Annotated in this window: 14 protein-coding genes and 1 pseudogene; 12 read left to right on the plus strand and 3 right to left on the minus strand. The window is 40.4% G+C overall.

Annotation, left to right across the window (positions count from 1 at the left end; translation table 11 throughout):
• Both istB and IEV57_RS00450 read left to right on the plus strand, forming a co-directional pair.
• Positions 1–658 (plus strand): IS21-like element helper ATPase IstB (istB, locus tag IEV57_RS00445; RefSeq protein WP_444542115.1); only part of this gene is annotated, 658 nt, incomplete at its 5' end.
• 200 nt (positions 659–858) lie between these two features.
• A pseudogene (locus tag IEV57_RS00450) lies at positions 859–2054 on the plus strand (IS256 family transposase).
• A 75-nt stretch (positions 2055–2129) separates the two neighbouring features.
• On the opposite strand, the gene IEV57_RS00455 reads toward IEV57_RS00450, so the two are convergent.
• Together IEV57_RS00455 and IEV57_RS00460 are read right to left on the minus strand one after the other, a co-directional pair.
• Entirely contained in the window at positions 2130–3299 is a 1170-nt protein-coding gene (locus tag IEV57_RS00455; protein ID WP_188438492.1) for a hypothetical protein, read from the minus strand.
• 99 nt (positions 3300–3398) lie between these two features.
• On the minus strand, positions 3399–3644 hold the full coding sequence (locus IEV57_RS00460) for a hypothetical protein (RefSeq protein ID WP_188438494.1): 246 nt from the start codon (positions 3642–3644) through the stop codon (positions 3399–3401).
• Positions 3645–4149: 505 nt separating this feature from the next.
• Between IEV57_RS00460 and IEV57_RS19490 the strand changes: the two genes are divergently transcribed.
• Positions 4150–4401 (plus strand): hypothetical protein, encoded by a 252-nt coding sequence (locus IEV57_RS19490; RefSeq protein ID WP_188438496.1) that lies wholly within the window; start codon positions 4150–4152, stop codon positions 4399–4401.
• Between the two features lie 189 nt (positions 4402–4590).
• Here IEV57_RS19490 and ytxJ read toward each other — a convergent pair whose 3' ends face one another.
• Positions 4591–4926, minus strand: coding sequence for a bacillithiol system redox-active protein YtxJ (gene ytxJ, locus IEV57_RS00470; RefSeq protein ID WP_188438498.1), 336 nt, complete (start codon positions 4924–4926; stop codon positions 4591–4593).
• A 144-nt stretch (positions 4927–5070) separates the two neighbouring features.
• Here ytxJ and IEV57_RS00475 point away from each other — a divergent pair, with 144 nt between their 5' ends.
• From IEV57_RS00475 to IEV57_RS00515, 9 genes are all read left to right on the plus strand, one after another.
• Positions 5071–6462, plus strand: a complete 1392-nt coding sequence (locus IEV57_RS00475; RefSeq protein WP_188438500.1) for a DUF4403 family protein — start codon at positions 5071–5073, stop codon at positions 6460–6462.
• 108 nt (positions 6463–6570) lie between these two features.
• Positions 6571–7623 (plus strand): HNH endonuclease domain-containing protein, encoded by a 1053-nt coding sequence (locus IEV57_RS00480; protein ID WP_188438502.1) that lies wholly within the window; start codon positions 6571–6573, stop codon positions 7621–7623.
• Positions 7620–8486 carry an HIT family protein gene (locus IEV57_RS00485; RefSeq protein WP_188438504.1) on the plus strand — a complete coding sequence of 289 codons (867 nt, stop codon included), beginning with the start codon at positions 7620–7622 and terminating at the stop codon, positions 8484–8486. Before IEV57_RS00480 ends, IEV57_RS00485 begins: the two co-directional genes overlap by 4 nt.
• Positions 8487–8958: 472 nt before the next feature.
• A complete protein-coding gene (locus IEV57_RS00490) occupies positions 8959–10704 on the plus strand; it encodes a thiamine pyrophosphate-binding protein (RefSeq protein ID WP_188438506.1) in 1746 nt (581 codons plus the stop codon).
• A gap of 12 nt (positions 10705–10716) precedes the next feature.
• A complete protein-coding gene (locus IEV57_RS00495; protein WP_188438508.1) occupies positions 10717–12393 on the plus strand; it encodes a flavin monoamine oxidase family protein in 1677 nt (558 codons plus the stop codon).
• 36 nt (positions 12394–12429) lie between these two features.
• Entirely contained in the window at positions 12430–13572 is a 1143-nt protein-coding gene (locus tag IEV57_RS00500; protein ID WP_188438510.1) for an FIST signal transduction protein, read from the plus strand.
• Positions 13573–13659: 87 nt separating this feature from the next.
• Positions 13660–15282 carry a sensor histidine kinase gene (locus IEV57_RS00505; protein WP_229744186.1) on the plus strand — a complete coding sequence of 541 codons (1623 nt, stop codon included), beginning with the start codon at positions 13660–13662 and terminating at the stop codon, positions 15280–15282.
• A 95-nt stretch (positions 15283–15377) separates the two neighbouring features.
• Entirely contained in the window at positions 15378–22979 is a 7602-nt protein-coding gene (locus tag IEV57_RS00510; protein ID WP_188438512.1) for an ATP-binding protein, read from the plus strand.
• Positions 22976–24148, plus strand: coding sequence for an FIST N-terminal domain-containing protein (locus IEV57_RS00515; protein WP_188438515.1), 1173 nt, complete (start codon positions 22976–22978; stop codon positions 24146–24148). Before IEV57_RS00510 ends, IEV57_RS00515 begins: the two co-directional genes overlap by 4 nt.
• Positions 24149–24151: the final 3 nt, after the last annotated feature.

The raw sequence follows: 24151 nt of genomic DNA on the forward strand, positions 1-24151 counted from the left end.
CCTGGCATCCCTTACACCGGATGAACTGATTAGTCTGCTCGTGGAAAGCGAATGGGATGACCGTCAAAACCGCAGGATGGATCGAAGCCTTCGTGGTGCACGTTTCCGATACAAAGCCACTGTCGAGGAACTGGATTTTCGTCCTGGGCGTGAACTGGATAAAAATCAACTATTGAGACTCGCAGACGGAGCATACATCCAAAAAGGAGAAAACATTCTGATGACAGGAAGTACAGGCACAGGTAAGAGTTATCTTGCCTGTGCCTTGGGCAATCAGGCTTGTAGCAAAGGACACAAAGTCCTTTATGCGAATACGACCAAGTTGCTTACCCAACTGAAAATGGCTAAGGCTGATGGATCTTCTATCAAAGAGATGCTCAAACTCGAAAAACTTGATGTGTTGATACTCGATGACTTTGGGATACAACCCCTGGATGTTCAGAGCAGAATGTTGCTGATGGAGATTATAGAGGACCGACATGGTAAAAAGTCCACCATCATCACTTCGCAGTTACCGGTCAGTGCATGGTATGAAATAATCGGAGATCAAACTCTTGCAGATGCCATTTTGGACAGAATTGTGCACGATGCTCACCGGATAGAACTAAAGGGAGAATCCCTGAGAAGAAAACGTAATATTAATCCCGAAAAACAATAACTTTAACGCGATGTAAGTCCACTATTCCTGACCAAAAAAATTACTTAACTCCGGGGGGTCACTTTGCAGCGCTGATAGGGGGTCACTTTGAAGGCTATATGCAGTTAAGAAAAGTTATTCTGGAATTTTTTTGGCCCTTTCAATAGGCCTAAAAAAAAATACAGAAATAACTTTTTCGGGACTAAATTCACACTTAACCTATGAAAAAAGAAGATGTATTCAGCGAGGAGTTCCCCAAGCAGTTTAAAACCGGAGAAGATTTATTCTCCTTTCTAAGTCAACTCCAAAAGCGTGGTGTTGAAGCCATTCTTGAAGGAGAGTTGGACAATCACCTTGGGTATGACAAACACCAAAATTCTAATGGTGAAAACAGCAGAAATGGCCACAGCAAAAAGAAACTGAGAAATCAGTATGGTGAGCTGGAGATTAAGGTTCCCAGATACCGGGAGAGTTCATTCGATCCCGTTTTAGTTCCCAAGCGAAAGAACATTACCGATGGTGTGGAAAATATCATCATATCCCTTTATGCCAAAGGAATGAGTGTCAGTGATATCGAGGAACAGATAATAGACTTGTACAATTTTGACATATCCACTTCTGCTATCTCCAGGATCACAGATCGGGTGACTCAAGATGTCACAGCATGGCAAATCAGACCACTTGAATCTGTTTATTGCATTGTCTGGATGGATGTTATTGTTTTTAAAGTTCGGGAAAATTCATGGGTGATCGACAAAACCATCGACATCGCCATAGGCTTACGCACGAATGAAAAAAAAGAAGTATTAGGGTTGTGGCTAGGCAAAAATGAATCTGCATCCTTCTGGTTGAGTGTACTCACTGACCTGAAAGCAAGAGGTGTGAAGGATATCCTAATTACTGCCACTGACAACTTAAAAGGGTTTACAGAGGCTATCAGAAGCGTGTTTCCTGAATCTACCAAACAAATCTGTATTGTTCACCAGATCAGAAATGCATGCAGGTTTGTAGTCTGGAAAGATTGTAAAGCATTTACTGCTGACATGAAGGAAATCTATAGCGCTCCAAACAAGGACGCGGCTAAAGCCGCTCTAGATCAGCTCGAAAAAACTGGGGAGCTAAGTATGGCTATGCAATTAAAAGCTGGAGAGATAACTGGGAAGAACTTACTGCTTTCTTGGCATTCCCTTTAGAGATAAGGAAAATAGTCTACACAACCAACATCATAGAAAACCTAAATGGGAAAATCAGAAAAAATACTAAGAACAAATTGTCGTATCCTACTGATGAAGCAGTCATGAAATCAGTATTCTTGGCTGTACAAGAAAATACAAAAAAATGGACCATGCCAATCAGAGATTGCGGCATGATCCTTAATCAATTTATGATTATGTTTGAAAATCGTTTAAAATTATAAACTTTCCCAAAAATGTATTTACACACTTCTCTGGATAGTGTCACTTTTTCATTTCTCTATTCTTCCTATTAAAGTTTATTCATTATCTTTAACAACTTTGACTTTATAAAACACCTCTCCATCCAGTGACTCATCCCTATTCCAAGGACTGAAAAGGAGGGTGTTCTTATCAAAAGCATACCAAGGCATACCAAGTTTACCATTTATATTGACATCTCTTAACTTGTTTTTCCCATCTTCAAAAATCGTAAACATAAATTTCTTTTCCTGCGAAATGTATGCCCTCGATTCAGGACTATTGTCATAAGAGAAACCTCTTCCAATAAACTTATTATGATCAACAGCACTTGAGTAGGTGATAAAAACCCTTCCTTCTGCTTCCAATAGATTAGCTATCTTAGAGTCTAGTGCTCCTGCAAAAACCTCTTTTCTACCTGCTGTAAAATTGGAAAGTTCTAGACCATAAAATTCCAAATTCATGTTGATTACTGTATCAGGATAGATATGATCTTTTTTCAAATCATACCTGTATAAATTTGGATCACTACCAAATGCCAAATAAAACTTCCCTGAATAATTGCTATATGCAAAACATCTGACAAAGAGGTTGAAATCATATCTTTGATCTATATAAATAGACTCTTTGGGAATTTTAAATACATGATCAGTTATTTCACCATCAAACCTTCCAAAATTGGGAGAAGTTAGATAAACATCAATACCATCCAAATATCTACTTTCTTCTGTACCGCGATATAAAAATAAAAAAGACTCTTTTTTATCTGTATCTACTTTCATCAACTTGTGCCAATAATTGTAAGAAGGATCTGTTGTATTCAGATCAGGAATAAAATCAACTACTTCCCAATGTTCATTATAGAAGTAAACACCTCCTCCTGAAGCTATCATATACCCATCAAGATGAAACCCAACGCCATACAAACTCCCTTTGTAAGCATTTGATCCAGCTATTCGATTATCGAACTTGTTAATCACAATTCCCTGTTCATCAAAAACAATAAAAACTTGCCCGTCGTAATTATAGTCTTTGGCGAGGTAGCGATTACTTTCCTTATTAAAATCAATCACACCTAAAACACCCAAATAATTAACAAAAATGGAGTCTTCTATAACCAAGCTAAAGGTCTTCTGATCTTCATAAAATGTTTGATTTGAATCTTTTTCACAAGAAATCAACCCTAAAATTAGAATATTAATAGCAATTATAAAAATTAGGTTTCTCATTCAACTTAAATAATAAATTATTGACTTTTTTATTACTAAAGCTCGTAGAAGCATCTAGAATAAATGCCTCTACGAGTATATGCATTAACATCTTAACGTTTATTGAGGAGTACAATCTTGACAACATATTTGACCTTCTGTCAAACCGCATACATGAACTGTTTGACCTTCCATGCCTCCAGAACCTGGCACAATTACATCCACATATCCACCTTTAGACTGACACTTTCCTAATTGGGTACAGATACTGATTCCATCTGAACTTATTGCCGGATTTATGGATCCAAAACTTAGGAGAGCAACTCCTAAAATAAATAAAGAATTAGCTATTAACCTTTTCATCATTATTAAAATTAGAATTTATAAAATTTATTTATTCACCCGATCTAAAAATCACTGCGCAGTTCCTTTTGTAATGATCTGATTTTCAATTATAATAAATCATTAGTGATTAATGCAAGTTTTAAACTAATTTAATTTTATTATTTAGATGTAACTAGTTAATAATCAGAGATATTATTTTTAAAAAAATTAAAATATACTTTTACAAATACTGATTTTTTGGTATTTATGATTGTGCCTTTCAATTTCTTTGGTAGAAAAAATTACAAGAATGACAGATAAGTAATTGAAAAGATTGAATGATGAAAACTATCGTTAATTAAAGTAGTTATTGCAGCTTTAACTTAATTAGATTTTTACTCTGTAAAAATACCCGATAGTTGGTATTTTTTGTTTGAAAGGGAATGGGTATGTTTAGCCACGAAAGTTTGATATAATTTTTGATTGTCGTGTTTATACTGAGTAGATCTTGGATACAAAACATAAAAACTAACATAAACGTGAAGCTATGGCACTTTATTTCTTAACATATGACCTTAGAAAGGGTCGGGATTACCAAAAAATATACGATGAACTCGAAAAATTTAATGCTGTAAGAGTATTAGAGTCTACATGGTGCTTTAACAGATTAAATACATCAGCTCCTCAATTAAGAAATTATTTCAAGAAGTTTATTGACAAAGATGATGGGCTTCTTGTTGTTGAATCCAAAATGTGGGCGTCGCGCAAAACTGACGGTAGTCCTAAGGATTTAAAATAATACTCACAGATGGTGCTAGGAAACGCAAAGAAAAATTGTGTTCATTCGAATCCATCCGTGGTAAAATCCCTCTGCGATTCATTGCGCTCTCAGCGGCAAATATTTTTAGCCGCTAATGAACGCTGGGGAATGCAAAGAAAAATAGTGTTCATCTGTGTTTATCCGTGGTAAAATAACCTCTGCACTTAATCACACCTTTTCCATAATCTCGGCATAGCTGATACCCATGTGGCTGTTGTCGTAGATGGCTTTTCCATCTTTGATCAAAATTACCTGTGGACTTTGGTGATAAACGCCGAAATCTGTAGCTATCTGATTTGAAATCGCTCTGTAAGAAAGTAAATCCAAATAGTATGGAGTCACCTTTTGAAGATCCTCTTCTTTCCAATTTCGCTGCATTCTATTCCATGCCATACTGCTGATAGAACAAGTTGTGGAATGCTTAAAAATCAATACTGGTTTGTCACTGCTCTGAGCCTTTATTTCTTCTAATTGTGTAGCGTTTTTTAAATTCAACCAATTCATAATCTTAATTTTTCTTAATCTGATATCTCGTTCAATTATTTATTCGTAAAAATAGTTCCTTTGTATCTTTGGCTTTGGATAGCTGGCAGGTTTTTTGAAACTTCGCTTTCTATGCAAAGTAAACATCACCCGAATTCCCTTTTTATGAACACATCCTTTCGAATCCTGATTCTTTTAATTTTTACCGTTTCTTGCAAAAGCATCAATCCCAACAAACCTACCTATTCCGGTGAACCTGTTGTCCTTCCCCGAGCAACATCAATCATCAATATACCCATAGAAATTCCTTTTTCAATGATTGAAAGTAACCTCAACAATGCCTTGGGGCAAAAACTTTTTGCGGACAAGGGCTTGGACTTAGGTTCCGGATTTTTTACTGATATCGATGTCAATAGAACAGGCTTCATCAAATTAGCTGCGATAGATTCCAAAAAACTCTCCCTTCAAATCCCCATGAATATGGCGGGCAACCTCAAGTTTGAAAAGCGGATTTTTGGTCAAAACCTCAATACAGCTATTCCTTTCAATGAATCCTTGATGCCTGAAATCAGCTTCAGGCCGAAAATCGGTCAAAACTGGGATTTTTCCCTCGAAGACATCAATATCGAGAGTTACGGCAGATCGATGAAATATAACTTGCTTGGATTTGAAATTGACCTCGACCCGATGATTCGCAAGCAGCTGCAAAGTGTATTGAACAATCAACTGAGTGCCTCGAACCTGACACGAATGGATTTTAGGGAGATGGCTCAAGAAGCTTGGGATGGATTTAGCAAGCCCATTGCCCTTGAGCAGGATGGTGTGTCTGCCTACATTTACACCCAACCTACCAAACTCAAAATCAGAGAAGAAGTCACTTCTGATCGCAAACTAAAACTCTTTTTAGGAATCGAAGGTGAGGTATTTTCCCAGATAGGCAGTTTACCGCAAACCAAAAAAACACCTCTTCCCAACATCACCTACAATGAAAGCAGCGAAAATAAGGTAGATATCATGATTCCTTTGGCAATAAGCTACAGTGATTTGGACCAATATCTTAATGAAAATCTTGCAGGGAAAAGATTCCGAACCGACAAGAAAACCGAATTAGAAGTATCGAATCTAGAATCCCAAAGTTTCGGAGATCGTACTTTGTTGAAAATGGACTTTTTGGCCATCAGAAAGGGTAGAAAGCAAATCACAGGACAAATGTATCTTGTGGGAAAGCCGAAATATGATGAAGCGACCGAATCCATCCGATTTGAGGAGATCGAGTTTGACATCAACACCAAAAATATTCTCGCTCGAAGTGCCACTTGGATGAAGCAAGGGCAGGTTTTGACCCAAATCAAAAAGCTTGCTGCCTACCCAATCGGCGAATACTTGGATGAAGCGCGCCGAGAAATGCGCCTTCAAGGTCAGGTAAGAACTGAATATGCCGACTTCTCCCTGCTCAATTCCCAACTCGAGGTAGAGGGCATTTACAACACCGAAAACGACATCCGCATCTACCTCCGCACTACTGGAAAAATGAATGTAAAGGTGAGGGGGATGTAATGGAGGTTGATTGGGGGATTGGGTAATGGTTGAAAAAGAGTTAATAGTTTCATTTTCAATTTTTTTGATTAATTTGAAGTGCTATTTCTTTTACTTCAATTTTTAATCATGTCTTTACCATATTCTGACAGTCTTCCAATTCACAAGCTTGCTACTTGTTTTAACTATAAATCCACAACGTACAAGTTTTACTGGTTTCTTTCCATTATTCAAATTCTAGAAACAGGCAAACGTGAAATCAGTAAAAAAGAAATCTTTGCTGGGATGATTGCCAATTCTTGGTACACCACAAACTATTTCAATCTAAGCTTTGGAGTACAAGATCAATTTCAAAAAGCCATTATTGAAATTCAGAAAATCGAAAAAATAACTATTCAGGAAGAAAAGCACATAATTAAAAAGAATTTAATTGAATCTCAAAATCGGGCTACAATTAAAACTCTGAATCATTTTAATAAAAATGTGCCACATCACTTTTTAAGTCCATGGATATCTGCAGATAATAAAAAATCGGTATATGAATTTTCAAAAAACATCGAAAATAAATGTCTGTATGAACTTGAGAAAGATTATATCAAAATCAATCCCTATTGGGAGGAATACCTTTTGAAAAATGCCAAGATTTTAAAAGACTTCTGCTACTGGAATTTAGCACTATACCTACAAGCACGAAATCCAAATGTGCCAGATATCCCAAATAAATTGATAAAAAGTGCTGTCAGAGATAAGTTAACAGATCAGCGAAAGCATTTTTGGAATTTGGTATTTCAGGAAAAAAATGAAATTCAATGTATTTACACTGGTGAAATGCTAACAATCGATAATTATGATGTTGAACATTTCATCCCACATAGTTTTGTTTCTCACGATCTAATTTGGAATTTAATTCCTGCTGACAAAAGGTTTAACAGTTCAAAAAACAATAAGCTTCCAGTTATAAAGAAGCATTTTAATGCCTTTTTTGATTTACAAAAAGAAGCTGTGAAAATCGTTTTTGAGAAAAATCCTAACAACAAATTCCTTTTGGAATATTTGACAATATTTCCTGAACTTTCAACAGTCGAAAATCTATCTGATGTTTTCGATAAAAGTAGATTTGAAGAAAGAATAACTCCATTAATTACTATTGCTTCAAACAACGGTTTTCAGTTTTTGCCATGAATTCAACCAACATCTACTCCCATCTTACCGCCAAAGAAAGAGACAGAATATCTTTCCCTGCTAGGATTTTGCTGGAAAAGGGAATGCTGAAAGGTGATATACTCGATTTTGGATGTGGTTTTGGAAAGGATGTTGAAATATTGAATGAAAAAGGATTAAGCGTAACCGGATATGATAAACATTATTTTCCCGAATTCCCGAAAAAGCAGTTTGACACGGTCATTTGCTTTTATGTTCTGAATGTATTGCTGCCCGAAGAGCAAGCAAAAGTTTTAATGGAGGTTTCAAGTCTCCTAAAACCAAATGGGAAAGCTTATTTTGCTGTTCGCAGGGACCTCGTTTATGTGGGGTATCGTACACATAAAATCCATCAAAAACCCACCTTTCAATGCAATGTCATTTTACCCTATCCTTCATGTTTCAAAAATGACAATTGTGAGATTTATGAATATATTCCTATCAATCAACGGGAAATCTCTAAATCTGAAGATTGTATTTTTTGCCACCCCAATAAAGGGACTGAGTTAATTACCGAATCAGCAACTGCATTTGCGATTTATGATAAGTTTCCAGTTAATGAAGGACATGCCCTGATCATTCCAAAGAGACATTGCTCCAGTTATTTTGATTTGACTTTTAAGGAGCAATCTGCATGTATTTTTATGCTAAATCATGTCAAATTAATGCTCCAAGAAAAATTTCAACCTGATGGGTTTAATGTTGGAATCAATATTGGCGACTCTGGTGGACAAACAATTATGCATGCCCACATCCATCTGATTCCTAGATACAAGGATGATGTTGATAATCCCGTAGGAGGCATCAGAAACATTATTCCCGATAAAGGAAACTACCTCCTTTAGCCAAATACAAGCACTTTTTTGTATTTCAAAGCTGCTATTACTCTGCTTTGCACCATAAGGACAAACCTTTGCATCATAAAGACAAATTTTTTATTCCGCTCTTGTCTATTTTTACCCTAGAGCAAGTCGGTGAAAATCAATCATTTGTTCAAATATTTTAATCACAAGTTCAGTGGTTAGGGGGAAGCAGCTAATTGATGCCATGGCATCACTATTCAGCAGCTTATTAAAGTTTACATCATTTTGAGCTTGGTGGAAATCTCCATTTTCCACCTCTCATTCTAATCAGGCATCGCGCAATTTTTAAATCTTGCTCGCTCGATTTTTTGACAAAATGATTAAATAAAAAACGAGTTAAAATGATTTTAACAAGCTAAAATCATAGCCTTTATAACACTGACTTTCTGCTAAATAGAGCATTTTATTGATAGCACTTTGACATTTTATAACCACCATCTAAATCTTTTAAAATATGGCTTCAACAAACGTAGTAACTTACCTCACGACCAGATTACAACAACTGGGTGTTAACCACTTATTTTCCGTTCCAGGGGATTATACCAGTGATCTTTTGGAAATTGTCGATACGCAAACCACACTCAAGCGAATTGGGAATTGTAATGAACTCAATGCCGGATATGCGGCCGATGGATATGCTAGAATCAATGGACTTGGAGCAGTAGCTGTCACCACCGGTGTAGGCTCCTTCAGTTTACTGAATGCAATCGGAGGAGCTTTTGTGGAAGACGTTCCCGTCGTTGCCATCATTGGCACATTGAGCAATACCAAAGCTCTTGACGAAATAAATGGCGCTGAACTGTACCACCACAATGTCGGAAGTGGTGATGCAAATCTTCAGGTTTACAAACCTGTTACTGTGGCATTTGAGAAAATAAGCAATCCTCTGACTGCCCCTGCTCAAATCGATCAGGCACTAATAGCTTGTATCAGCCAAAGGAAACCTGTTGCAATAGAAATCACAGAAGATTGCTACTACATGCCTTGCGCAGATCCTGTAGGCGAACTATCTCCTGTGGCAAGTTATGAATCTATAGAAATCCTCAGACAAATGGCTGCTGCCACGTCCAACAAGTACGCTACACAGATCGTGACGGCCTTGGATGGTGCTGCGCAGTCGATTTACGATAAGCTTTGTGCCAGCAAAGCTCCCGTGCTATGGATCGGAAAGGAAATTCAAACCTATCATTTGCAAGATAAATTTCTGGCACTATTGGATAAAATCAAAGCGCCTTACGCCTACAGTTTGCTCGGCAAAGCGATCATTCCGGAGGATAACCCATGGTTTATTGGCTTGCATGATGGCGTTTTTACTTCAGCTTATACCAATCAGTTTATTCAAAAAAGTGACTGCTTGATTGGCCTCGGGGTGTGGAATACAGATTTGAACCAATTCGGAGTCAAGAGCAATAACTTGGGCCTAATCAGTGACATTGATGTTTCCCGCAGCATGGTCAAGGCAGGCAATGAGCTGTATGTTCAAGTGTCCCTTTCCAACTTACTCGACGCACTTTTGGCTTTGATCGATAAAAACGGGTATACACCTAAGTGGTCAACACCTGTACCTCCTAGCGCTCCTGTACCTCCTAATGCATCGGATCCGATCACTTATGATGGGTTTTATAGTGTGCTTGATTCTTTTATCACACCAAATCACATCATCATGGCAGATATAGGTCTCTCTACTTTTGGTGGTACTTCATCTTTAAAAATCACAAGGCCAAATGGCATCCAAGCACAAAATATTTGGGCATCCATAGGTTGGAGTGTCCCTGCCGGACTAGGGGCTTCCTTTGTCGATGGAACCCGCGCACTTGTGATTGTTGGAGATGGAGCATTCAAACTTACTTGTCAGGCTGTCTCTACGATGGTGATGGAAAAAAGAAACACTGTGGTGTTTGTCATGAACAATAAGGTCTATGGGGTAGAGCAAATGCTCCTCGATCCTGCTCCTTATAAACAAGATTCTACAGAGCCATTTGAAGAAGCCAATATACTCCAAGAATGGGACTATGTAAGCTTGATGAAGGCTTTTTCAAACAATTCACCCAATGGGCAGAGTGCCAATGTCAATACCGTCCAAGACCTCCACAATGTCTTGGAAACCATCAATAACAATCCAAATGCAGCATTCTTAGTAAATATCAACCTCAATGAAAGGGATTATCCTTCAGCGTGGTCACTATTTGTCAACAAGTAATCTTTTGAAACCATGGACAATCAAACAAAAAAATCAGATGTTTTAATCATTGGCGCAGGCATGAGCGGACTTTTTGCTGCTTGGAGACTGCTGTCAGACAATCCAAACCTAAAAATACAAATTGTAGAGAAACTCCACCGAACAGGTGGTCGACTCCAAACCACATTTGTAGACATCGAAGATATCAATGGCGAAATCGTATCTGTACACGATGAAGAAGGAGGGATGCGTTTTGTGCCCAAAGAAAGTGGGCAAATGCAACATCTTTGGAAGCTTATCTGCGACATGCAGACAGCAGGCCACCCCCTGAAACCCGTTCCTTTTATTATGGGAAATGGCAATAATCGCTACTATGTGAGAGGGAGGTCATTCACTGTACAAGATGCAATCGATAGCAATCAGAAAATTTGGTCGGAGATTTTTACCTTATCAGCAAACGAACAAGGAAAGGAACCTTCGGATATCCTTACCGAAGTGATGAATGAAATCTTAAGGCAAAACAACATGCCGAAGGATATAAACCCAAAATCTCCTAAAGAATGGATTCATTTTAGAAACCACTGTACATTTAATGATTATGAAGGAAATGCAATAACAATTAATCAATGGGGTTTTTGGAGCTTACTTCGCACCTATGGACTTTCACAAGAATGCATTGAGATGCTCAGCCATGTTTTGGGCTTTATGGGTCCATTCCAAGAATATATCAATGCCGGCGAAGGCTTGCAGATTCTTTTCGATTTCCCCAAACCCGCAGCCACACCATTCAAAACGTTGGCCAACGGATTTGAAGGATTACCCAAAGCATTAGAAAATGAAATCACAAAAAAACAGGGCCACTTTGATTTTCAAATCAATGTAGATTCTTTAAAAACAGAAGGGGAAGGTTATTTTGTTGAAGGAAGAGAAGAACTGACGGGGAACACGGTCAGCTATTATGCTGAAAAAGTCATTCTTGCCATTCCGAAGAAGCCACTCAAAATCCTGACAGAAAATTCTCCCATTCTACTCGAGAATAAGCATTTCAAAGAAGCCGTGAATAGCGTCAAAAACATGGAATTGACTAAAGTCGGACTGTATTTTAAGGAGCGTTGGTGGCATTCACATGAAAAAATTAACCTTACCAACGGGCCTAACTTTTCTGATTTACCACTTGGGTCGGTATACACTTTTTCTCAATTCCCAGAGAATGATGATGAAGATCAAAAGTACATTGGACCTGCAGCGCTTACGCAATACACGGACTACATTCGGGGAAATTTCTGGATGGAACTTCAAAATATTGGAGAAAGCTATCAAACTCCAGATTTTCCTGTAAACCCACCCAACACAGAACCGGCATCTAAGGCTCTCGTCAACGAGATGATGATTCAACTGAAGTTACTTTTTGGTCTGGATAAAGATGCGGTAGTACCAAAACCTGTCTTGAGCACTTATCGAGTTTGGGGTGAAGGGGATTTTGGATACGGCTATCATCAGTACAAAATCAATGTGAATGACGAAGATGTTTATCCAAATATTTACAACCCTTCGGAAAACCTCTTTGTCTGCAATGAGTCATGGTCACCAGAACAAGGCTGGGTCGAAGGGGCCTTGATTATGAGCGACTACGTGATGGTGAAAGGTTTCGGACTTCAAGCCTACGCCGAAGACGGTATAACGGAGACGAGTTCCTCCTCAAAAAAATAACTGCCCACTTTATTCAAAAATTAAAAGACACCAATTATGAAAGCGAAAACAATAAAAGGAAACTCCTTAAAGGAGATTGAAAGTGCCTTCAATAATGCCATATCAGATGGATTTAAACCAACACTTGCTGTAATATTTCTATCCGTGGCACAAGATAGGGAGGCCATTTGTAGACTTCTTGAGAAGCATGAGATAGATATTTTTGGTTCTACCACAGCTGGAGAATTTATAGACGGTGAGATTGGTGAAGAATCTGTTGCCATGATGCTCTTGGATATCAGCCACGACCATTATAAGCTTGTGCACTTAGAAACAGGAAGCAGCCAAACTTTAGCTGTAGCCAAATCAATTGGCCAACAGGGATTGGAGACTTTTTCAAATCCAGCATTTATCATAGCATCAGGAGGGATCAGTACTGATGGCGAAATGATTGTTCGTGGCATTGAAGAAGCTGTTGGGCCGAAGGTGACCATCTTTGGCGGGCTAGCAGGAGATGATTTCAAAATGTCAGGGACTTATGTCTTCACTAACCGACATTATAGCATCAATGGCCTTGTCGTGATCATCTTGGATGAGGATAAAATCAATGTAAAAGGATTGGCTTCTAGTGGTTGGGAGCCTGTGGGCACAGTCAGAACAATCACAAAAAGTGAAGGAAATGTAGTCTACACCATCGATGATCAACCTGCCCTAGACGTGGTGATCAAATACATGGGTATCAATAAAAATCTTGACGAGTGGAAAGATGTGATCATGAATGTAGGATCAGAATTTCCAATGCAAATCCAACGCGAAAATGCGGAACCTGTCATTCGGGCTCCACTATTTGCCAATAAAGAAGATCGCTCGCTCGTCTGTGCCGGAAGTGTTCCTCAAGGATCCAAAGTTCGGTTTTCCCTTCCTCCTGATGACTCTGTTATAGATAAAGTTGTCGACGAATGTGAAACCGTCAAAGACAAGGAACTCAATGAAGCCGAGGCGATGATTATGTTCTCTTGCAAAGCCCGTCATCTCTCTCTCGGCCCGATGGTCAGTGAAGAGATTGATAGAGTAAAAAATGTATGGAATGCCCCAATGATTGGTTTTTTCAGTTACGGGGAAATGGGAAAAGCTACGAAAGGGAAGCATGAATTTCATAATAACACTTGTTCACTTGTGGTATTATCTGAAAAAAAATAAGTTAAACCAATATATATCAATAAATTACAACAGCACTAAAGATTCATACCTACAAAAAGATTCAAACTTAATTCCCAAACAAAATATATGAAATCTCACCTCAAACAGCTGTTAGAAATGCTTGAAGGAGTTGAGTCCATCCATGATCAGCAACTTGAAGAAATGAAAAAAATCATTCAAAGTGTTGACAAAGACTTAACAATTGCTGAATTCAGATTAGAACGTACCGAAAAAGTAAAGCGAACCACTTCTATTCTCCTCGAAGAGACCATAGAAGAGCTTGAGCAAAAAAGATTGGCTGTAGAAAATCTTGCTTTGGAGTCTTCTAGACAAGCCTCTCTTGACAGAATTAGAGCAGAAATAGCCTCTATGAGGACTACAAATGATTTGCAACAAATCACTCCGCTAATTTGGGAAGAGTTGAAAAAATTGAAAATTCCATTTATCCGATGCGGCTTGTTTATCATGGATGAGGAAGAGGAAAATATCCACACTTACCTCAGCACACCAAAAGGCAATTCTATTGCCGTGCTTCACCTTCCTTTCAAGGGTATTCCTCTTGCAGAAAGTGCTGTGAAAGCATGGAAAAATCAAACTGCTTTTCACGAGCAGTGGGATCAGCAAGATTTCAATCAATGGACGGGAAAGTTGATGGACCAAGGTTATATTGAATCTAAGGAAAATTATGAATCTGGAGTTTCTCCTAACCACCTTGAGCTTCATTTTTTACCTTTCAAACAAGGCATGCTGTATATTGGAAATACGGAGCAGCTTTCAGAGGAAAATTTAAAATTAGGTTTATCCCTTGCAGAAGCTTTTTCAGTAGCTTATGATCGCTATGAAGATTTCAAAAAACTGGAGCTTGCCAAATTGGAAGTCGAAAAAACCCTGAAAGACCTCAAGGAAGCCCAAAAACTACTAATCCAAAGTGAAAAAATGGCTTCTTTGGGTGAGCTAACTGCTGGCATCGCCCACGAAATCCAAAATCCCCTCAACTTCGTCATCAACTTTTCAAGCATGGCCAATGAGCTTTTGGACGAATTGAAAGCAGAGAAATTCCTTCCTGAGGCTGAAAGAGATCCTGGGTTGGAAGAGGAGATTTTGGAAGACATTGCTAAGAATCTTGATAAAATCAATCAGCATGGCAAACGAGCCGATTCCATCGTCAAAGGAATGCTTCAACACAGCCGATCGAGTGGAGGTGAAAAGCTTGAAGTCAACATCAATGCGTTGGTGGATGAATACCTGAGACTTTCCTACCACGGGCTTCGCGCCAAAGACAAAACTTTCAACGCTGACTTTGTCACCGAGCTGGACAGTACGCTACCTAAGGTGAAAATCATCCGTCAGGACATGGGAAGGGTGTTTTTGAATCTAATCAACAATGCATTTTTTGCGGTAAATGAAAAAAGAATCAAACACGCATCAAATGGCTACAAACCTCAGGTAAAAATCAGCAGTAGAATGATCGGCGAAAGTCCCGACCATAATCAAGTAGAAATTAGCATAGCAGACAACGGCTCCGGAATTCCTGAAAATATCAAAGAAAAAATCTTCCAACCCTTCTTCACCACCAAAGCAACAGGCCAAGGCACAGGCTTGGGATTGAGTTTGAGCTATGATATCATCAAAGCACATGGTGGGGAAATTAGGGTGGAAAGTAAGGAAGGAGAGGGGACGGAGTTTATGATTCGATTGCCTCTTGTCTGAACCACGCCTGCCTGCAGCAGGCAGGGATTGGACGGATTTAAGGATGACACGGATTTTAAATTAATAAAGTATGGCAGTGGAGCAAAAAGACTAGCATGGATTCTCAAAAGGAAAAATTATTAGAAGAAAGTTATGACCTGATCGTCAATGTGGGATTTTGTCTGGTACCGTATCAGGATATATCTGATATCGTTGATCCTGGCATGATGCTTTTTGGCACTACAAAAGACGAGAAGATTTTTTCGTTAAATGAATTAATAGATTTATTTAAATCTCAGTACCAGCAAATGGAACGCTTTGAACCATCTGTTGAACGCAAGCGGCTGTATACCCATATATCAGACGACGATAACAGTGCAGTCATTGCAGAAGAAATAACGCTTACCCTCGTCTCGGAAGAAATCACCAATAGTCTTTATTTACGAACCAGCTGTGTGATGCAGTACAGCGCTGAGCAGTGGAAGGTAACCCACTGGCACGCCTCCACCCCGGTAGAGACTGAAAATGATCACTGGCACATGGAAGAATGGAAGCGGGAAAAAGAGAAACTCCAGAAACTTGTTGACGAGCAGACAGCAGATCTTAAAAACAAAAACCGCGAGTTGGAGATTGAAGCGGCACTGGAGAAAGTGCGTGCAGTAGCCATGGGCATGAAAAAACCGGAAGATATGCTAGATGTCTGTCGGGTAATTTCAGATCAGTTGCAACAATTCGGTGTAACAGAAATTCGAAATGTTCAGCTCGCGATCATAGACGAAAACATAGGTCAATACCTCTGCTATCAGTATTTCACCCCTTATGACAAAACCGCTGTTGAAAAAACAGAATACCTCAAAAGTCCAGTAGAACATGGCATGGTCAAGCAAATGCTGGCTTCTAAGGATGGGCATTTTACTGGAACACTTGAAGGAAAGGAACTGAAAAAATTTCGAGAGCATCGCAAAACCGAAAACCATTTTCCTGATCCATTTTTGGATAAAGTTACCAAATTGGATTATTGCTTTTTGTCCATAGGCGAAGGCGGACTTGGTCTGACTTTGTATCAACCCATGGCTGAGGATATTTTGAATTTGTTTAAGCGTTTTCACCAAGTTTTTTCCTTGGCTTACCAACGGTTTCGGGAAATCCAAAAAGCCGAAGCGCAGGCGAGGGAAGCACAGATTGAAGTTGCGGTGGAACGTGTTCGTGCCCAATCCATGGCAATGCACCATCCCGATGACCTGGATAAAGTAAACAAAGAAATATTAACGCAACTTAACTGGCTTCAGATCGAAGGACTTTCAGGAGTCACTTTTTATCTGGTCGATCAGGATGGATGGGTGAAAGCCTGGGATTTTTCAAGTCCGGGAAATATAGGAAACCAGAACAGTTATACCCTTCAATTCGACTTCAAAAAGTATGAAATGATGGGATACCCATTTAAAATCCTCCAGCAAACTGACCTGAACTACTTCATTGCTGATTATCCCTTTGAAAAACTAGAGAAGGCTGTTTCCGAGATAGAAGAAATAAATCCAGAGGTTGCCAACGCTTTTAAAGAAGCTTTAACAAAGGGAATCCTAACCCATCAATGGAGTGCTTGCGCCAGAATTACGGAAGGATTGCTCGGCGTTGACCTGGTAAGTCCTCCCTCCGAGGACACCAAAACCATCGTATTGAAAATCGCAGGGGCGTTCAACCAAGCCTATCAGCGATTTCTCGACCTTCAAAAAGCTGAAGCACTGGCAAGAGAAGCGCAGATCGAAGCAGCGCTCGAAAGAGTAAGAGCTCAGACTATGGCCATGCACAGCAGCGAAGATGTAGGGAAATGTGTGGTCAAGATGTTCAGTGAACTCACGGCATTAGGGGTGGATGAAGGGACCCGGTTTGGGATCGGCATCCTGAACCATGAAAACGAAAACAATCAGCTTTGGACGGCACGCAAAACCGGAGAGGAAGTCAACATGCATATCGGCAACATCGATATGGCTTGGCACCCCATGCTAATGAGAGCCCGTCAGGCTTGGCTAGAGCAGGTTCCCTTTCACAAGTATGTGTTGGAAGGAGAAGGTTTGCTGAGTTACTACCGCATGCTCAATCAAGCACCTGACTACAAAATTCAGATCCCGATCGAAAAATTACCTAAAAAAGAGATCCAACATTGTTTCATTTTCGAGCATGGATTTTTTTATGCATTCAGTCCCCGTGAATTCCAACCCGAATTAATTCAAATTACTAAGCGGTTCAGTTCTCTGTTTGAACAAACCTACAGAAGGTATCTGGATTTGGTAAAAGCCGAATCCCAAGCCCGGGAAGCAGAAATCGAATTGGCACTGGAACGGGTAAGGGCAAGGACCATGGCCATGCACCATACCGAAGAACTCAAAGAGGTTATTCAGGTGGTGTTCGATCAATTTGTGGATTTGAATATCCATGTAGACCATGCAGGATTTATTCTGGACTACAAGGAGCGGGAGGATATGCATATCTGGCTGGCAGATCACCAACAAGGAGTGCCCACTGAGATCACCATTCCTTATTTTGATTCGCCTCATTGGAACAGTTACCGGGAGGCAAAAACCAAAGAAGAATCTTTCTTTGCCAATCTGCTCCCCTTTGAAGTAAAAAACAAGTTCTACCGGGATCTATTCGAATTGATTCCGGAATTGACTGAAGAAGCGCAGCAAGCTATTTTCAACAAACCGGCACTTGCCATCTCCACCGTATTGCTGGACAATGTGGGATTGTACATTGAGCATTATTCAATGACTCCCTATACAGCTGAAGAGAATGCTATCCTGATGCGCTTTGGAAAAGTATTCCAACAGACTTACACCCGCTTTCTCGATCTACAAAAAGCCGAAGCACAGGCAAGGGAATCACAGATTCAACTGGCCATGGAGAGAGTGCGCGCCAGAACCATGGCCATGCAGCATAGCAGTGAATTGGGCGAAACGTCTGCGCTATTGTTTCAGCAGATACAAACCTTAGGTGTGCCGCCCTGGGCATGTGGATTTAATATCTGGGAGCAAGGTGATACGGTTTTCACCTCCTACATGGGTAGTCCCGATGGCGCTATTTTAGAGGGTGTCAAAATTCCGCTTACTGAAGAGGCCACGTTTATCCATTTTCAGGAATCAAGGGACAGGGGCGACAAGCTTTTTGTAGATGTATTGGAAGGAGAAACCCTGGATGCACACTACCGATATTTTCTTACGCTTCCTGGTATTAAAGAAGCTTTTGAAAAGCGAGCTCAGGCTGGTGAGCACCGCCCTACTTTTCAGATAAACCACCTCGCAAATTTCTCTCACGGCAACCTCATGTTCATTACATACGAGCCTTGCCCGGAAGCACATGATATTTTTATTCGATTCGCCAAAGTTTTCGAACAAACCTATACCCGCTTTCTTGATCTCCAAAAAGCAGAAGCGCAGGCAAGGGAAGCACAGATAGAAGCTGCACTGGAAAAAGTACGTTCCCGGTCCTTGGCCATGCATAAAAGCGGTGAGCTAAAAGAAGTGGTCTCTGTTCTTTTCGGGAAATTAAAAGACCTGCAAATCCCATTTACTGCCGTTGGCATCGCCACAAACATTGAAGGCTCAAAAGATTTAAATGCTTTTGTCTGTGGTCAAAATGAAGCTGGCCTGGTCATCACTAATTATCGTCTCCCTTACTTTGATAATCCTGTACCGAAAGATTTGTACGGGGCCATTGAAGAGCAATTGGATTATTTTGTGGGTCATTATTCAAAAGAAGAAAAAGATGCCTTCTATAACTATGTGATTGAACATACTGCTGAATTCAGGCATTTGCCCGAGGATATCAAGCGCATGATATTCGATAGCACCAACTATACCATTTCCATGGTCGCGGTTAAAAATGCAGTGTTTAATGTCAATGATTTTGAAGGAAAGGTTTTAGCCAAAAATGAAATAGATATCATCCAACGTTTTGTGCGGGTATTCGATCAGGCCTACACCCGTTTCTTAGACTTGCAAAAAGCAGAGGCACAAGCCAGGGAAGCTGAAATCCAATTGGCGCTGGAAAGAGTGAGAGCTAAGACCATGGCCATGAAAACCCAGTCTGATCTCCTCGGTATCATTGAGTTATTTGGCGAACAACTGAGTGCAGTAGGTATAAGGTTTGATAACGTCACGTTTATCGAAGGCCCCATCACAAAAAAAAGAGACTGGGAATTATGGAGCTATGCGCCGGAGGCAGAAAATACAACCGATAAAATTCTCATTCCTTATATAGAGACTCCGTATTTCACAAAAACAGAAAAAGCTGTAAAAGAGTACCAAAAGACTGGACAGCCCATCCAAGTAAAAACATTCACAAAGAAAGAGAAGAATGAATTTCTCGACCACTATTGGAAGCATGCACCAGCTGTGTCAGATGAATTTGTCAATTATGTTAATGCCACTCCAGGTTCAATAATAGTAGATGCTTTTTTGGAAGAGATAACTGTTTCTATGGTAAAATGGAATGCAGAACCCTATACAGATGAGGAACTTGAAATTTTCGAACGCTTTGCAAAAGAGTTCAGGCAAACCTATATCCGCTTTCTTGATATCAAAAAAGCAGAAGCTCAGGTCAGAGAAGCTAAAATTGAAACCTCCCTCGAAAAAGTCCGCTCCCGAACCATGGGAATGCAGAACTCTGATGAATTGGCAGAAGTGGCTAATGTGCTTTTTGCAGAAATGAATGACTTGGTGTACAATCTATGGACTTGTGGATTTGTATTGTGCGAAAAAAGTCGCGAAGAAGATGAATGGTGGTTGAGCCTGGAAGATGGCTTTTCTCGTGGTTTCTTTTTACCCAATGTAATCGATTATGCCCATTCCACACTTTACGAAGGCTGGCTTGAGGGAGATTCATTCCGGACGGTTCAGTTGGAAGGGGATAAATTGCAAGAGCACTATGACTGGCTCATGGAAATTCCAGTTGCCAAAAATATTTTTGATGATATGGAAGCGGCGGGAATGCAGCGGCCGGAATGGCAAAAATTACATGCGGCCTACTTTTCAAAGGGCTATTTGGTCATCATTACCACTGAGCCTTGCCCTGAAGAGGAGATCTTTAAGCGATTTGCAAAGGTATTTGACCAGACCTACACCCGCTTTCTAGACTTGCAAAAAGCAGAGGCACAAGCCAGAGAGTCAAAAATTGAAACCGCTCTAGAAAAAGTTCGCTCCCGTACCATGGGCATGCAAAGTAGTGAGGAATTACCTGAAGTAGCCAACCTGCTGTTTACAGAAGTGAGGTCGCTTGGTATCCCTGCATGGAGTTGTGGGTATAATATTCTCGCTGAAGATAAAAAAACAGCTACTGCCTGGATGAGTAGCGAAGGAATCATGCAAACGCCTTTTCAGCTTCGCTTGTTTGGTGAAGCCTCTTTTGATGAAATGGGTGAATTCATCCTGAGTGATCATACAATGTTTGTTCAGGAACTCGGTGGTCAAGCGTTGGAAGATCACTATGCATACATGAAAACCTTCCCCGACTTGAAATCCACTTTTGAAAATATCGAGGCAAAAGGGTTTTCCCTACCCACCTATCAGATCAACCACCTCTGCAAATTCAACGGTGGATTTATCCTGTTCATTACCTATGAAAAGGTGACCGATGCCCATGCTATTTTCAAACGGTTTACTATTGTTTTTGATCAAACCTACACCCGTTTCCTAGACCTGAAAAAAGCCGAAGCGCAGGCAAGGGAGGCGCAAATCGAAGCAGCATTGGAAAAAGTCCGCTCAAGGTCATTGGCGATGCAGAGTCCTGATGAACTCATTGAAGTTGCGCAACTTCTCAGAGAAGAAATGGGCGCATTGGGAGTCGAGGAATTGGAAACTAGCTCTATTTACATCCAGGATGAAAGTACCGGATTGACCCAATGTTGGTTTACCATTAAGAATCCGGATAACCCTAACAAAGCGATAACAGACCAAATGACTATTGCCCTTCAGGATACTTGGGTGGGAAGGAAAATGCTTGATTTTTATCGTTCTTCTTCTAATCAGACTTCCATTCTGATGCAGGGTGAGCAAAGAATTGAATGGATCCGTTACTGCGAAGAAAAAACCGACCTGTTTGGGATCAGTAATTTTTATGGAGAGACTATTCCTGATCGTACCTATCATTTGTACAAATTTTCCAATGGCTATATTGGTGCTGCTGCTCCCGGAGAGATTTCCTCAGAAAGCTGGGAACTTTTAAAAAGAGCAACGGCAGTATTTTCCTTTGCTTATACGCGGTTCAGGGATTTGCAAATGGCCCAAGCCAGCGCCCGAACCGCCATGCGACAGGCTTCATTGGACCGTGTTCGAGCCGATATTTCATCCATGCGCAATGCTGTTGACCTTGACAGGATCACGCCACTAATTTTTAAAGAGCTGACCGTTCTTGGTGTTCCATTTATCCGATGTGGGGTTTTTATTATCCAAGAAAAACAAAAAATAGTCGAAGCCTACCTTTCTTCACCCGAAGGCAACTCCCTTGGGGTTTTGCGGCTTCCTTATAAAGCCAGCGAACTCACCTATCAGACTGTAAAGGCCTGGCGAAAAGGAGAGGTTCTCAGACAGCATTGGAATAAGGAAGATTTTGTTCAATGGATCAACCAATTGATGGAACAGGATCAGATTCAGAATGGCAGTACTTATCAGGGGACAGCGGCTCCTCCCGAATCGCTAGATCTGCATTTTGTCCCTTTTGATCAGGGAATGCTATATGTCGGCGCAGTCAGTCCCTTGGAGGAAAATGAACTGGAATTGGTACAGGCATTGGCCAAGGCTTTCTCTATTGCCTACGCCAGATACGAGGATTTTGTCAAGCTGGAGCAAGCCAAGACCAGGGTAGAATCCGCTATGACCGAACTCAAAGCCACTCAATCTCAACTTGTTCAACAGGAAAAACTTGCTTCTTTAGGCCAGCTCACGGCGGGAATTGCCCACGAGATCAAGAACCCGCTGAATTTTGTAAATAACTTCTCTGAGGTATCGATTGAAATGATTGAGGAGATAATAGATTCAAGATACAAGACACAAGATGCAAGACTCAAGACGGAGGCTGATGAAATTGAGGATGAGATTTTGGAGGATATAAAAGCCAATTTGAAGAAAATCCATGAACACGGATCGCGTGCCAATGGAATTGTCACCTCCATGCTACAGCATTCCCGTGGAGGTTCTGGCAAAAAAGAGCCAACGGACCTCAATGCCCTGATCAAGGAATATGTCAACCTGAGTTTTCACGGAATGCGTGCCGGAAAGAATCCTATCAATGTGGATATCCAATTGGTGTTGGATACTGATTTGGGCAAGGTATCCTTGATCAAAGAGGATTTCACTAGGGTGGTGATCAATCTTTGTAATAATGCTTTTGATGCGATGCGGGAGAAAGTGAAAAAGTACGAAGTACGAAGTACGGAGTACAATGATAGAGCAGTGGTTGATGGAAACTATCTGCCAAAATTAAAAGTGACCACAATGCTTGAAAAGGGTTGGGTTAGGTTATCACTTGAGGACAATGGTCCGGGGATTCCAGATGAGATCAAGGACAAAATCTTCCAGCCTTTCTTCACCACCAAAAAAGGAACCGAAGGGACAGGACTAGGTCTCAGTATTACCCATGATATTGTGAAGGCTCATGGGGGGGAACTGGAAATAGAAACAGCTATCAACAAAGGGACAAGTTTTATTATCAAACTAAGCAAATGAACGCAAAATCGATCAAAGGAAAAACACCTTCAGAAATACAAAAAGCATTGGAGGAAAGCATAAGCGATTCCAGCTTATCTGATGGGCAGGATTTCAAACCGACCCTTGCTATCATTATGATAAGCAATATGGACGATGCGGAATCACTCCGCTCTATTTTTGGGACACAGGGCATTGCAATTTTCGGATTAACAGCACCTCAAAAATTTACTGAACAAGGAATCAACCCGGGTGATATCGTAGTTCTGGTTATGGATATCAAACCAGAGAATTTCAAAGTTATATTAAACGATTACGAGGGATCGTCTGCCTACGAAGCCGGTTATAATGCCGGCATATACGGTAAGACCGCTTTTTCAAATCCGGGCTTCATCATTTCACCATTAGACTTCAGAGTTTCCAACGATGAAGTTACCAGAGGATTAACGGATGCGGCAGGCCAAGATATCATGATTGCGGGAGGCGTCAGTGGTGATCCGGCTGATTTTTCAGGAGTCATTTTTACCAGTGATGCATCTAGTAAAGGGGGATTGCTTGCACTCATTCTTGATCAGGATAAGGTTGCGATAAGCGGTCTGGCGGTTTCAGGCTGGAAGCCTGTTGGAACTACAAAAAAAATCACGAAGTGTGAAGGCGACTGGGCGCTAACCATTGACAATGAACCGGCGATGCATGTCATTCAAAGATTCTTAGGGAATGATATAGTAAGGACGAATTCAGAAGGAAGTGGATTTATTCCAACGGATCTGGGCTATCCATTACAGTTTGAGCGAGCATCAGGAAATGCTATTATGAAGCCTGCGCTGTTTTTCAATCCTGCTGATCAATCCGTCATGATTGCAGGTGGTGTAAATGAAGGAGATCAATTCCGTTTCTCCCTTCCACCTGATTTTGATGTGATTGACAAAGTAGTAGAAACCACCAGAAATAGCAAAGAAAAGGAGATGCCGGTTGCCGATGTGTTAATGGTTTTTTCATGTGTAGGAAGATTAGGGACTTTTGGTCCGCTGATCTCCACAGAAATAGAAGGGCTGGCATCCACATGGGGCAAACCCATGATAGGTTATTTCTCTTTGGGTGAATTTGGAAAATTGGATAAAGGCCGCTGTGAGTTTCAGGGAACAACAGTAAGCTGGGTGGCACTAAAAGAAAAACAATCTCACGACTAAGTT

This window comes from Belliella aquatica (genome assembly GCF_014637795.1).
In the GTDB taxonomy this organism is placed as follows: Bacteria; Bacteroidota; Bacteroidia; order Cytophagales; family Cyclobacteriaceae; genus Belliella; species Belliella aquatica.

Bases quoted from the DNA above. Each gene is read 5' to 3' on its own strand.
- IEV57_RS00455 (WP_188438492.1), bottom strand. From the start codon at position 3,299: ATGAGAAACCTAATTTTTATAATTGCTATTAATATTCTAATTTTAGGG.
- IEV57_RS00460 (WP_188438494.1), bottom strand. From the start codon at position 3,644: ATGATGAAAAGGTTAATAGCTAATTCTTTATTTATTTTAGGAGTTGCT.
- IEV57_RS19490 (WP_188438496.1), top strand. From the start codon at position 4,150: ATGGCACTTTATTTCTTAACATATGACCTTAGAAAGGGTCGGGATTAC.
- ytxJ (WP_188438498.1), bottom strand. From the start codon at position 4,926: ATGAATTGGTTGAATTTAAAAAACGCTACACAATTAGAAGAAATAAAG.
- IEV57_RS00475 (WP_188438500.1), top strand. From the start codon at position 5,071: ATGAACACATCCTTTCGAATCCTGATTCTTTTAATTTTTACCGTTTCT.
- IEV57_RS00480 (WP_188438502.1), top strand. From the start codon at position 6,571: ATGTCTTTACCATATTCTGACAGTCTTCCAATTCACAAGCTTGCTACT.
- IEV57_RS00485 (WP_188438504.1), top strand. From the start codon at position 7,620: ATGAATTCAACCAACATCTACTCCCATCTTACCGCCAAAGAAAGAGAC.
- IEV57_RS00490 (WP_188438506.1), top strand. From the start codon at position 8,959: ATGGCTTCAACAAACGTAGTAACTTACCTCACGACCAGATTACAACAA.
- IEV57_RS00495 (WP_188438508.1), top strand. From the start codon at position 10,717: ATGGACAATCAAACAAAAAAATCAGATGTTTTAATCATTGGCGCAGGC.
- IEV57_RS00500 (WP_188438510.1), top strand. From the start codon at position 12,430: ATGAAAGCGAAAACAATAAAAGGAAACTCCTTAAAGGAGATTGAAAGT.
- IEV57_RS00505 (WP_229744186.1), top strand. From the start codon at position 13,660: ATGAAATCTCACCTCAAACAGCTGTTAGAAATGCTTGAAGGAGTTGAG.
- IEV57_RS00510 (WP_188438512.1), top strand. From the start codon at position 15,378: ATGGATTCTCAAAAGGAAAAATTATTAGAAGAAAGTTATGACCTGATC.
- IEV57_RS00515 (WP_188438515.1), top strand. From the start codon at position 22,976: ATGAACGCAAAATCGATCAAAGGAAAAACACCTTCAGAAATACAAAAA.